Origin of the sequence: Pantoea sp. RIT-PI-b, assembly GCF_001187905.1 — a bacterium.
GTDB lineage: Bacteria > Pseudomonadota > Gammaproteobacteria > Enterobacterales > Enterobacteriaceae > Pantoea > Pantoea nemavictus.
Genome location: NZ_LGIS01000033.1, coordinates 594,302 through 606,787 on the forward strand (window position 1 = coordinate 594,302; position 12,486 = coordinate 606,787).

Genomic DNA, 12,486 nt, shown 5'->3' on the forward strand with positions numbered 1-12,486 from the left:
GAATCCCTCACTCGCTCAGCGGGCTGGGATGTCGCCTCAGCCCCCACGCTGCAGCATCAATGCGTCTTACTGACTCGTCATCGCTATAACGCCTGTAGGGTCGCCATTCATGGCGACCAGGGAACCCCAACTAAGCCAGTGCGCTGCTTAACTGATCGGCATTACGCGATTATCGCGCCATTTTTTACGCTTTATTTGTAATCAATGTGCCTTTCAAACCGTGCGGTTCGGAACGCAGATACTGCGGTGGTGCTTTGGCTTGCGCGCCCAGCTCGGCGGCAGCATGCCACGGCCAGCGCGGGTCATACAGCACCGCGCGCGCCAGCGCAATCAGGTCAGCATCGCCAACCTGCAGCGCTTGTTCAGCCTGCTGCGGTTCGGTAATCAAACCCACCCCAATCACCGGAATCTTCACCCGTTTACGGATGTCACGCGCAAACGGCAGTTGATAGCCAGGCCCAACCGTAATCTTTTGCTGTGGTGAAAGCCCGCCGCTGGAAACGTGCACGTAATCACTGCCCGCGGCTTCCAGCTGTTGGCTGAAGATAATCGACTGCTCAACATCCCAGCCGCCGTCAACCCAATCTGTGGCCGAAAGACGCACGCCAACCGCAACGGAATCTGGCAACGCTTCACGCACCGCATGGAAAACTTCCAGTGGGAAGCGCATGCGATTTTCCAGCGAACCGCCGTACTCATCGTCGCGCTGATTACTTAATGGTGACAGGAATTGATGCAACAAATAGCCATGTGCGGCATGCAGCTCAATCAGCTGGATACCCAGTTTCGCCGCACGCTGGGCGCTATCCACGTAAGCCTGTTTCAGGCGCTCAAGACCCTGTTTATCCAGCGCCGCTGGCGCGCGATCTTCAGGATTAAATGCCTGCGCAGAAGGCGCAACAGTTTGCCAGCCGCCCTGATCCAGTGACAGCTGCTGACCACCTAACCACGGCGCGGCGCATGACGCTTTGCGTCCGGCGTGACCAAGTTGAATACCGAACGGAATGTCAGAGTAGTGGCGGATATCCTGCAGCACGCTTGCCAGAGCGGCTTCTGTTTCATCATCCCACAAGCCTAAATCGCCCGGAGAAATACGACCTGCGGCTTCGATCGCGGTCGCTTCAATGATCAGTAAGCCAGCACCCGACAGCGCCAGTTGGCCTAAATGGATGCGGTGCCAGGCAGTGGCTTTGCCATCCTGCGCGGAGTATTGGCACATCGGAGCGATCACGATGCGATTATCGAGTGTTAACTTACCCAGTTGCGTAGCACTAAACAGTAAACTCATTGAAACCTCATCAATAGTGGCTGGATGTCTTAAAGCTTAGGGCTAAAAGCGCATTTTGCAGAGGGCTATGAGTTTGAATGTTGTAGCAAAAAGTAAGTTAAGCGGAATGTGCCGCCGCCAGGCGAAAAGCATCGGACATCTTTTGTTGCTCGCGCTGTGACAAGCCCAAATGTCCGGCAACCACGCGCCATTGCGCAACAATGTTGCTGAAGTTTTCAATAATCGTCTCTGCGGCGGATGAATTCAGACGGAAATAGGGCGCTACCTCACGAGCCAAATCCAGATCAAGTGCATTGTCGGCTTCGGTTACATTCAACTTAAGGCCATCCGCGTAGGGCACCGGATTAAGGTCATAAGCTGCTGATAAACGCCAGCCCTTTCCTGGAACCAGAATAAATCCATGATTGCGCAGATGATCATCCGTGTTGGAAACAAGCATATTAAATACGATACGTGACCATAGCTCACGTAAGTCAGCATTGGTTTGCGCACCATGCCGGATAAGCACTTCGGCTAATTCGAGATAACTCACACCGGTAGAGGCATCTTCGCCATCTATATGACCGGTCATAGTCATTGCGGAGGCAAAGTGCAGACGTTTTCCATCCGCGGTACGATCGAAACGACGCACCATGAAGCAGTGATAATCGCTGGCAAACTTTTTCGCCATCGCGGACGCAACATTGAGTTTACAGGCGGTTGCGAGAGCATTGACAACCATTTCCCATCCACCTACATCGTATTCATCGCGGATGCTGGGGAATTTCGCGATAAATAGCTGACCATTTTCATCAACCACACTCGCTTTAGGCCGAGCGCCTCCTAACGAACCTCCAGGAGCGATCAACATCCTGAGCCATTCGTTTCCCTGAATAGCTCGATTATCAGGGTCGCTTTCCAGTGCGCGGCTTGCACGTTCAAGTGCCGCTATTTCAGTAAAAGGCGGTGCTGCGGTTTCCATTCTGTTATCAAGAAAATCACCCTGATCCTCAAGGCGATAACGCAATGCACCAACGCGATACAGGTCATGAACCCCGAGCAAAAAATCGGATTCCAACATACGTGTTCCTGCAGGAAACAACCCTGCTCGGATATCGCGCTCCAGGCGGCGTTCCATTAATAAACGTCCCCATCTGTCGGGGCTTGAATCACCAAACACCCCAAATCCAGCGCGGTTTTTTACTGGATATTGTGGCCCTGCGAAAGCGTGGATGCTGGGATCCAGTGAGATCAGCATCAGGTCAGGATCGGCAAGCGCTTGAGGATCAAATTGAAACTCAAAAGATTCACGTGCCCGGCTCCGACGACTATGCAGATATCCAAGACGTTTAGGGTGTGTGAGTCCATTCCAGTCGGCGTAGACGCTTATCATGGTCATTGTCGGATCCTATTTTTTCATCCCTGAATTTAGCAGTGAAGCAAGATCTGCAGAGGTAACAACCTGCGTTTTATTCTGCTCAGGTTCGGGCTCATTGACGCCTTCCACCAAAGGCTGATCTTGATGAGCAGCGTACGTCTCCTTTGCTTTATAAGCTGATTTGACAGGCAATAATTTAGTTGAAGAGGTAAGACGTGCATCCTGAAGTTGATGACCTAAAGTATCGTCAGCAGCCAGTAGATTGAGGTCCTGTTCAAGTCCTAAAACCTTCATTACAGCCAGATAAGCGCCGATGGTCACGCCAGCGCCACCCGCTTCAAGCGATCGCAACGTCATCGGTGTCATTCCCGCGCGCTCAGCAACCTGTTTGGCGGTCAGTTTTCTTCTTTTACGTGCGAGTTTTAATCGCTCACCAAAAGCGGCAAGCATTTCGCGGGTATGGGGAAGAAGCGGTGAAGTTCGCTGTGCCATAATGTCACTATTTTATCTGCTTATGATATTAATAGATAAAATATTAGCACTTTTACGAGGTGCATTCCAATTTTGAATTTCAGTAAAAATTATACAGTGCTAATAAATCATTATTTAAAGACTTTAAAAGATAAAATATTAGCACTTTAGCGATATTGCGATATTGCGATTCGCGCCGATCAAAACGCCGCTGAACGCCAACCGCGCGCTTTATCATTGCCGGTGCGCACTGCCAGGGAATGGGCAGCGTGTTGCGATCTAGCCATCACTTCCCGTTGATTAAGTTGGGTAAATTCACCGGCACGCAGCAGATAGGCACCGTCGACAAACACATCACTCACTTCGTGGCCGAGCGCGGAATAGACCAGCGAAGAGACCGGATGATGGATCGGCGTCATTGCTGGATGTGAGGTATCAACAATCACCACATCAGCGCGCTTGCCCACTTCCAGCGAGCCTACCAGATGATCGAGACCAATCGCCCGCGCGCCGTCGATGGTAGCCATCTCCAGCACTTTTTCCGCCGTCATAATCGTCGGGTCGCGATGCACGCCTTTCTGCAGCAGCGCCGCCACTTTCATCGCCTGGAACAGATTGTGATTGTTGCTGCTGGCGGGACCATCGGACCCTAAACCTACGGTTAATCCGGCGGCCAGCATTTCCGGAATCGGCGGCACGCCCGAGGCGAGATAGAGATTGCTGCAAGGATTGTGCGAGACGCGCGTGTCGTGATGCTTCAGCGCCCGGATATCGCGTGAGTTGCACTGCACACAGTGGACCGCCAGCACATCAGGGCCAAGGAAGCCGATATCGCTGAGGAACTCGGTATCGGTTGCCTGAAAGCGCAATGTTGCCTGCTCGATTTCAAAATCGGTTTCGGCCACGTGGGTGGTGATCAGCACACCGGTTTCATTCGCCAACGCGCGCGTGCCGCGTAGCACTTTTTCATCCAGCGCCCAAATCATGCTCGGTGCGAGCCCGACGTTTACCCGGCCATCCACCTGGTGATAGCGCTCAATCACCGCGCGCGCATCGGCCAGCGCCTGCTCTGGCGTCTCAATCAGTTCGGCGGGAATACCATGCTCAGCGCCGCTGGTGAGGAAGCCACGGCAAACATGGCCACGAATACCGCTGATTTCAAAGGCTTCGATCACTTTCGCGGTCAAACCTGGGCGCGGATGCGCATACATAAAATCAACCAGCGAGGTGACGCCAGAACGCAGCGATTCCATACAGCCGTGCAGCGCGGCGGCATACACATCTTCTTCGGTCAACGCCACGGCGCTCGGCCCGGTCATGCAGGTAAACCACTTTTTCAGCACCATGTCATCGCCGAGACCTTTCAGCAGCGTCTGGAACAGATGCGTGTGGGTGTTAACCATGCCAGGCATGATAATGCGCTCGCGACAGTCGATAATTTCTGCTTCCGGATAACGCCGTTGCAAATCCTCGCGCGTACCGATGGCAGCAATGTGATGGCCTTCAATCAGCAAACTGGCCTGTTGCAGAATCTCGCGCTGAGCATTCATGGTGATGATCCAGCCGTCAGCCAATAAATAACTCATGATTCACGCTCCAGCTGCTGTTGTAGTTCCCGCGCCTGCACCACAAAACCAAAGCACTGCTGCACGTTATACAGCGTGGCGTCGCGGCAATAGTCGGGCGAGGTGGTGGCGCTGCAATCTTCCAGCAGCAGGCAATCGTAACCGCGGAAGTTGGCATCCTGCAGGGTGCAGAGCACGCACTGATCGACATTTACCCCCGCAAACAGCAGGGTGGTGATGTTGAGATTGCGCAGGATGCTGTCTAGCTCGCTGTCCTGAAAACCGGACATGCGGTATTTATTGACGCGAATGTCCTCTGCACATGGCGTCAGCTCATCGATCACCTCCGCCGCCCAACTGCCCGCCTGCAGCACCGGCGCGCCGGAAACCGGCAGCGGATCGCCTAAACCCACGCCATCACCGTGCGGGTTGTAGACATGCAGCAACGCCGGGCTGAGATTGAGCTTATCGGGGCGATTGCCCCAGTTGAGCCAAATCACCGGCACGTCGGCGGCGCGCAACGTTGGCAGCAAGCTTTGCAGCGGCGCAATTGGCGCGCGCGCCGGCGTGACATCAACGCCGATATGCCCAAGCCAGCCGTCGGGATGACAGAAGTCATTCTGCATATCCACCACGATGATGGCGGTACGCGTTAAATCAAAAATTACCGCACGATCGCGCGTCGTCAGCTGCACCGCACGCGAGGCCGGATGCGGACGTTGCGTGTCGATTACTTGCGCTGAGACGCGCCACTGATTATATCGACTGCTGCCTAAAACATTTTCCGGCATATCAGGCTCCCGTTAAGATGCGCAGATCTTCTGCATCCAGCGTGACAGGGTCACCGCTACGAATCAGTTCCGAAAAGCCTTCATTCGGTGTCATCACCGTCAGCGTATACAGCTTGCTATCACCGGTATTGCGGATGGCGTGGTCGTTGCCGGGATGCAGCAGCAACGAATCGCCTTTTTTAATCGCCAGTTCCGCATCGTTGCAGCGCGCGATACCTTCGCCATGCAGCACATAGAAAAATTCGTGCGCGCTGGCGTGTTCATTCGGCGGCGTCGCGCCGCCAACGTTGAAGATCTCTACCACGAAGATGTTTTCAATGCCGTCTAACGGTTTGTCGAACAGGATGGCGAAGTAGTTGCTGCTATCCGGAGTGATACGAAACGCCTTAACATCGGCAAGATTGTTGAAACGAAACGATTTCATAAGTTATTCCTTTCGATAAGGCTGCGTTAACGCGCCGGGTTGCAATGTGCGTCCCACCACGCCAGACATCGCCAGAATGGTGAGCAGATATGGCAGGGCCAGCAGTACCTGCGGCGGCAGCGTGTTTTCAAACAGCTGCAGCGACAGTTGTAAGGCATCTGCGGCACCAAAAATAAAGGCAGCGATCAGCGCTTTAAGCGGGCTCCAGCGACCAAAGATCACAATCGCCAGCGCGATAAAGCCTTGGCCGCTGACGATGTTGTCGCGGAACAGACCGATCTGCGCGGTAACCAGATAGCTGCCGGCTAAACCCGCCCCCACGCAGGAGAACAGCACGCCCCAGGTGCGGATCTTTAAGACGTTAAGGCCAGCAGCATGTGCCGCGCGGGGATTTTCGCCGACGGCGCGCAGCGACAAGCCAAAGCGGGTGTGAAACAAGCCAACGTGCGCCAGCACCGCCAGCAGCAAGGTGAGATAGAGCGGCAGCGGCTGCTGGAACAAAATCGGGCCGATAAACGGCAGCGAAGAGAGCAGCGGCACATGCCAGGGTTCCAGCATCGGAATGGTCGGAGAGGATTCATTGCCCATCACCAGCGCGTAAATCCAGGTGGCGAGTCCAGCAGCGAGAATATTGAACACGATGCCAACCACAATCTGGCTGGCATGGGCGCGTAAATAGAGCGCGGCCAGCACGCAGCCAACCAGCAAGCCTCCGACACCACCGGCGATAAAGCCCAGAGCGGTCGAGCCGCTTGCAACCGCCATCATATAGCTGGAGAGTGCGCCAAGCAGAATGGTACCTTCAATGCCAATATTGAGAACGCCTGAGCGTTCGGCGTAAATCTCACCCAGCGCTGCCAGTAAAACCGGACCGGCCAAACGCACCGCCGCCGCCAGCCAGCTGACGAAAAAGGCGGTATCCAGGTTCATCCACAGACTCATGATTGCTCCTCCGCCAGTTGGCTGCGGGTTTTACCCTTGCCGGGCAGATTGATGCGGTAATAACGCAGCAGATCGCCCGCCAGAATCAGCAGTACCACCAAACTTTCCAGAATCAGCACCACCGACGTCGGCAATCCGGTTTGGCGCTGCATCGCGCTACCGCCCACTTCCAGTCCGCCGTAAAGTATGGCGGTCGGGATCACCAGCAGCGGGTTGAGACGTGCCAGTAACGCCACCACCACGCCGATAAATCCCACGCCGCCGGAGATGCCTTCCATCAGGCGATGCTGCACGCCTAATACCGCGCACAATCCTGCCAGCGCCGCCAGGCCACCGCCGAGCAATACCGCGCTCATTTGGCGACGATTGACATCAACGCCGCTGTAGCGCGCCGCGCGCGGATTAAGACCGGCGATTTTTATTTCGAAACCGGCAGGCGTGGCGCGCATGAGCCAGAAGACAAACACGGTGGCGACCAGCGCGATAGCGATGCCCCAATGTGCGCGCATGCCGGTCATCACAAAGGGCAGCCAGCTATCGACCGGCAATCGTGGTGTCTGCGGCAAATCGCCCGGCGCACGCATCGGACCGGAGACCAGATATTGCACGATGAACAGCGCGACATAGTTGGCCATAAGCGAAATCAGTACATCGTTGCCGCCGAAGCGAACGCGCAATGCACCGACCCAGCCGGCCCAAATCGCCCCGGCGAGAAAGGCGGCGATCAGCACCATCGGCCAGTAGAGCGGCGCCGGAATTTCCCACGGGAAACCTTGCGGCGTGCCGGAGAGCGCAATCCAGCTGGCGGCGGCGGCACCTAACAGAAAACAGCCTTCAAAGCCGATATAGCCGAGTCCGGCGCGCCACACCACAATGGTGGCCAGCGCGATCAGCATCAGCGGCGTCGACTGCACCAGGCTCAGCCCGAAACTGCGTAGCGAACCAAAAGCGGCGTCAAACAGGAAGCCGTAGGCTGAGAGCGGATTGCCACCAAACGGAATAAACAGCAAGCCGGCAATAATGAACGCGGCAACGATGCCGCAAGAACTGGTCAGCACCAGTGCCCCGGTGGATTCCGCCGGGGCCAGACGCCGTTCAAGCAGCTTCTTCATGTTTGCCTCCGCTTTTTTTCAGATGCGCCCCGGCCATCAGTTCGCCGAGGCGTTCCGGCGTGGCGGCGGCGGCATCCAGCTCACCGGCAATCTGACCGCTGTACATCACCGCAATGCGATCGGAGAGATTAATAATTTCCTCCAGCTCGGCGGAGATCATCAAAATGGCGCAGCCACGATCGCGCGCGGCCAGCAAACCTTGCCACACGCTCTCAATCGCGCCGACATCCAGCCCGCGCGTCGGTTGCTCCACAATCAGCAAGCAGGGATCGCTGGCGACTTCACGGCCCAGAATCAGTTTCTGCAAATTGCCGCCGGAGAGCTTGCCCGCTTCAAAATCGGCATCCGGCGTGCGCACCGCAAATCGGGCGATGATATCGCGCGCATGTTGGCTAATACGCTGGCGGTCGAGCAGCCAGCCGCCCGCGCGGGTAAAGCTGCGTTGGCGGCCGAGCAGGGCGTTGTCGGTAATCGAAAGGTCGGTCACCGAACCTACGCCGCGCCGATCGGCCGGAATAAAACTGATGCCTTTACGACGCCGCGTGGCGGGTGAATCGTCGCTGATATCTTCGCCGTTAAGCAGAATGCGACCAGCCTCCAGCTCGCGCAAATTGAGCAACGCTTCCGCCAGCTCTGATTGCCCGTTGCCTTCTACGCCGGCAATGCCAAGGATTTCCCCAGCGGCCACGTTCAGCGAAACGCGCCAGATTTTTTGCTGTCCGCTGGCGTCGCGCACCGCGATGCTATCAACCTGCAGCACGGTTTTACCCGGTTGGCACGGCGTTTTTTCCATGCGCAGCACCACATCGCGACCCACCATGCGGCGTGCCAGATCGCGTTCAGATGTCTCTTTAATATCGACCGAATCCACCATTTTTCCGCCGCGCATCACTGAAACGTGATCGGCGATAGCCATAATTTCATACAGTTTGTGCGTGACGATCACCACCGAACGGCCTTCGGCGCACAGCGATTTCAGGGTCGCGAACAGCCCGGCTTTCTCTTGCGGCGTGAGCACCGCGGTGGGTTCGTCGAGAATCAGCACCTGCGCATCGCGATACAGCAGTTTGAGGATCTCCACGCGCTGCTGCACGCCAATAGGTAGATGCTGCACTTTGGCCCAGGGATCAATCGCCAGCCCGTGCTTGTCTGACAGCGCCTGCAAGCGTGCCGCCGCTGCATGCAGGTTGAGCATGCCGCTGGCGCTCTCTTTCAGCCCCAGCACCACGTTCTCCACCACGCTCATCGGCTGTACCAGCATAAATTCCTGATGCACCATCCCAATACCGCAGGCGATGGCATCGCTGGGATCGCGAAAACGCTGCGCTTTGCCATCCACCACGATGCTGCCCTCATCAGCCTGATACAGGCCATAAAGGATCTGCATCAGCGTGCTTTTCCCAGCGCCGTTTTCACCCAGCAGCGCGTGAATTTCACCCGCTTTAATGCTGAGCGAGACGTCGTCGTTAGCCACCACGCGTGCGAAGCGTTTGGTGATGTTATTAAGCGCGACGCGGATGTTTGCCGTTGCTGTCATGAGTCGATCCCGCTTATCAAACCGTTGGCTTCAGCGCGCCGCTGTCCAACTGCTGCCAAATCTGCTGGAATTTATCCCAGGCGCTGGCACTCACCAGTTTGGCATTGTAATGCTCGCTGCCGTTGACCACTGACCAAGCTTTAGCGACGGTGGGATGCCATTCGTCGCCGCCTTTAAAGGTTTTGTTTGCCACGGATTCGCCAACCTGTTCCACCATCCAGTCGAGGTTCTGGCGGAAACTGCAGGCCACGTAGTCGGGCGCGACGTCGCGTTGATCGACATAACAGCCGATGGCTTTCACTTTCGCCGCCGCCGCGCCTTGCATCGCGCCGAGGCCGGTTACGTCGGCGGCGTGCCAAATCACATCGGCACCGTTGCCAATCATGGTGGTCGCCGCTTCGCGTCCTTTGGCCGCATTATCGTAATCGCCAGTCACCACGCCCATGCCTTTAATGCCCGGACGGGTTTTCTCTGCAGCCTGGATAAAGGCGCGCATCATCGCTTGCTGGGTCGGGTTATCGCCGCCGCCGACAAATCCTACCGCTTTACCTTTGTCTGAGATCAGCGCAGCCAGCGCGCCGGCGGCATAAGCGCCTTGCAGGTAGGCGAGGTTCACGTACTCAACGTTGCCCGGTGATTTTTCCCCTGGCTTGAAGGTTGACGCGAAGAAGTAGGTATCGGGATATTCCGGCGCGATTTCGGCGAATGCCGAACCATATTCAAAGCTGTGACCGATGATAAGCTGGTAACCATCGTCGGCGTAGCCGCGAATAGTCTGGTCCATCTGCGCCTGCGAGACGCTTTCGCTGTGCGCCACGCTAAAACCGGCTTTTTGCAGGCTTTGCAATCCCGCATAGGCCAGCGAACTCCAGCCGCCATCAGCGACCGAACCGGGCAATAGCAGGGCGATTTTTATGCTGTTATTCGCCGCCAGCGCCTTGCGCGACAACATCGGTGCCAGCGCGGGTAATAACAGCGCGCCAGCCACTAACTTCGCAAACTTTCTGCGGGATACGTCTGCCATCATGTGTTCTCCTGGTGTGGTTTTGATGTATTAATCACCGGAAGAGCATTATCTTAAAAGCATCATTTTTAGCACTTACCGATGCCTAAAAGGCAACGCAGGATGAAACATGCTTCAGCACCGTTTGTTTGTTTATATCGATCAGGTGGCGCGCAGCGGCTCAATCCGTAAAGCCGCCGAGCGTTTACACATTTCCGCCTCGGCGATTAACCGTCAGTTGATTGCGCTGGAGGAGGAGTTAGGCACGCCGCTGTTTCAACGTCTGCCGCGTAAAATGATCCTCACCGCCGCCGGTGAAGCCTTGATTCATCACGTGCGGCAGAGCTTTAAAGAGATTGAAATCGCGCAGATGAAGATCGAGGAGCTGAAAGGGCTACGGCGCGGCGAAGTGACGGTGGCGATGATGAGCGGATTGGCGGCTAACCTAATCCCGCGCGTCGCATCCGAATTTCGGCGCGCTAATCCGCGGGTAAAACTGCTGCTGCAACAGCTCACCACCGGCGAAAATATTACCAACGCGGTGGCCAGCGGCGAGGCAGATCTGGGGATTGGTTTTGATTTCGATTTGCAGCCGGTGCATCGCAATATTGCCAGCGTGCCGGTGCGATTGGGCGCGGTAGTGGGAGCAGGGCATCCGCTGGCGGACAAATCCAGCTTGCGCCTGAGTGATTGCCTGCCTTATCCGGTGGTGATTGCTGATAAATCGATGGTGATCCGCCCGTATCTGAACGAAGTGTTTGCACGCGCCTCGATCACTCTGCAGGCGGTTATCGAGACTAACTCGATCGAGGTGATGCGCCAGTCGGCGATGATGGATCAAACGCTGACATTTTTGACGCCGATCGATATCGAATCCGACCAGCGCAGCGGCCGACTGATCTATATCCCGGTGCGCGAACTGGCGCAGCACACGCAAACGCTGATGCTGATCGGCCACGATCGCGGCACCAGCGCGATTGGCAGCGTATTCGCCGAAACCATCAAAGGCATGATGTCAGAATTGCGCTAACAAGACGCGCAATGAATTGCGCCGCTACGGAATGTGCCGATATTTGTAGCGGCGCGATTTATCGCGCGTCTTTGTATGCGGTTCGCTCAGTAAGAAAATCGAGATCGAAACTGTGCACCTCGCGCGCCAGTTTCAGCAGGGCGTGCGCGGCGCGATCGGTGGCGATAGCCCCGCGTTCGGCATCGGCGGCCGCGGCGTTGCCGGTGGTGCCCGAAAGGTGCAGGTCCTGTGCCATCCAGCCAAAGCCGATGCCGCCTTCGGGCGTCAAAATACCGCCGCTGGCTTCGAGCGCCACCGACGCAGAGACAAAATCATCCGCATACTGCATCTGCACCAATTCTGGATGGAGATGCAGCATCATGCTGGTCTCGGACTCTCCGCCGTGAATGCCGTGATTGAGTTCATGCGCGCTATACAGATCAGAAGCATCAATGGTGCGGAACCAGCTGGCGCTGACGGCAAACATACCGAGTTCAATGCGCAATTGGCGACAGACGATTTCCATCAGCTGCTGCTGTCCGCCGTGCGAATTCCAGAAAATCAGCTTGCGTATCCCGGCGCGCCAGGCGCTCTTCGCCACTTCAAACCAGACTTTGCCTAACACGTCATAAGGCAAGGAAAGGGTGCCAGGATAGGCGAGATGTTCGTCCGATTTACCGATCGGCAAGGCGGGCATCACCAGCAGTGGCAGATCGTCAGGCAGCAGTTCGACGGCGCGCTGAATAATCCCAGCGTTGATGGCCGCATCCACGCGCACCGGCAGATGCGGACCATGTTGTTCAACGGCACCAATCGGCAGGACGGCGACGATATTCGCCATATCCAGCTCACTGAATTCCCGCGTAGAGAGATCCCACCACCAGGGCGAAGACGGTTTAAGCATGTTTACCTCCATTTTTTGCCCAACATAGCGGGTTGGCAGTGCAATGGAAGCAACAAAATTCGTACTGAGCGTTGCGTTTTAGG

The 12,486-nt window shown here is 56.3% G+C and carries 12 protein-coding genes; 1 reads left to right on the forward strand and 11 read right to left on the reverse strand.

Annotation, left to right across the window (positions count from 1 at the left end):
• Positions 1 to 184 precede the first annotated feature (184 nt).
• The 10 genes from AC790_RS23495 to AC790_RS23540 all read right to left on the reverse strand — a co-directional run bounded on the left by AC790_RS23495 (position 185) and on the right by AC790_RS23540 (position 10,511).
• Positions 185 to 1,288 (reverse strand): NADH:flavin oxidoreductase/NADH oxidase, encoded by a 1,104-nt coding sequence (locus tag AC790_RS23495; RefSeq protein WP_049853432.1) that lies wholly within the window; start codon positions 1,286 to 1,288, stop codon positions 185 to 187.
• 97 nt (positions 1,289 to 1,385) lie between these two features.
• Positions 1,386 to 2,666: a type II toxin-antitoxin system HipA family toxin gene (locus tag AC790_RS23500; protein ID WP_049853433.1), complete on the reverse strand. Its 1,281-nt coding sequence runs from the start codon at positions 2,664 to 2,666 to the stop codon at positions 1,386 to 1,388.
• 9 nt (positions 2,667 to 2,675) lie between these two features.
• Positions 2,676 to 3,137: a helix-turn-helix domain-containing protein gene (locus tag AC790_RS23505; RefSeq protein WP_049853434.1), complete on the reverse strand. Its 462-nt coding sequence runs from the start codon at positions 3,135 to 3,137 to the stop codon at positions 2,676 to 2,678.
• 179 nt (positions 3,138 to 3,316) lie between these two features.
• On the reverse strand, positions 3,317 to 4,702 hold the full coding sequence (locus AC790_RS23510; RefSeq protein ID WP_049853435.1) for an amidohydrolase family protein: 1,386 nt from the start codon (positions 4,700 to 4,702) through the stop codon (positions 3,317 to 3,319).
• A complete protein-coding gene (locus tag AC790_RS23515; protein WP_049853436.1) occupies positions 4,699 to 5,472 on the reverse strand; it encodes a cysteine hydrolase family protein in 774 nt (257 codons plus the stop codon). The genes AC790_RS23510 and AC790_RS23515 overlap by 4 nt, the downstream gene beginning before the upstream one ends.
• A 1-nt stretch (position 5,473) precedes the next feature.
• Positions 5,474 to 5,896, reverse strand: a complete 423-nt coding sequence (locus tag AC790_RS23520) for a cupin domain-containing protein (protein ID WP_009127937.1) — start codon at positions 5,894 to 5,896, stop codon at positions 5,474 to 5,476.
• Between the two features lie 3 nt (positions 5,897 to 5,899).
• Positions 5,900 to 6,838 (reverse strand): ABC transporter permease, encoded by a 939-nt coding sequence (locus tag AC790_RS23525; protein WP_009127939.1) that lies wholly within the window; start codon positions 6,836 to 6,838, stop codon positions 5,900 to 5,902.
• Positions 6,835 to 7,950: an ABC transporter permease gene (locus AC790_RS23530; RefSeq protein ID WP_049853437.1), complete on the reverse strand. Its 1,116-nt coding sequence runs from the start codon at positions 7,948 to 7,950 to the stop codon at positions 6,835 to 6,837. Before AC790_RS23530 ends, AC790_RS23525 begins: the two co-directional genes overlap by 4 nt.
• A complete protein-coding gene (locus tag AC790_RS23535) occupies positions 7,934 to 9,487 on the reverse strand; it encodes an ABC transporter ATP-binding protein (RefSeq protein WP_049853438.1) in 1,554 nt (517 codons plus the stop codon). The genes AC790_RS23530 and AC790_RS23535 overlap by 17 nt, the downstream gene beginning before the upstream one ends.
• A gap of 16 nt (positions 9,488 to 9,503) precedes the next feature.
• On the reverse strand, positions 9,504 to 10,511 hold the full coding sequence (locus tag AC790_RS23540; protein ID WP_235440772.1) for a BMP family protein: 1,008 nt from the start codon (positions 10,509 to 10,511) through the stop codon (positions 9,504 to 9,506).
• Between the two features lie 109 nt (positions 10,512 to 10,620).
• On the opposite strand from AC790_RS23540, the gene AC790_RS23545 reads away from it, so the two are divergent.
• The gene (locus AC790_RS23545) at positions 10,621 to 11,520 is read left to right on the forward strand and encodes a LysR family transcriptional regulator (protein ID WP_009127948.1); all 900 of its coding nucleotides are present in this window, start codon (positions 10,621 to 10,623) and stop codon (positions 11,518 to 11,520) included.
• Positions 11,521 to 11,578: 58 nt separating this feature from the next.
• Here AC790_RS23545 and AC790_RS23550 read toward each other — a convergent pair whose 3' ends face one another.
• Positions 11,579 to 12,403, reverse strand: a complete 825-nt coding sequence (locus AC790_RS23550; RefSeq protein ID WP_049853440.1) for a creatininase family protein — start codon at positions 12,401 to 12,403, stop codon at positions 11,579 to 11,581.
• Positions 12,404 to 12,486 lie beyond the last annotated feature (83 nt).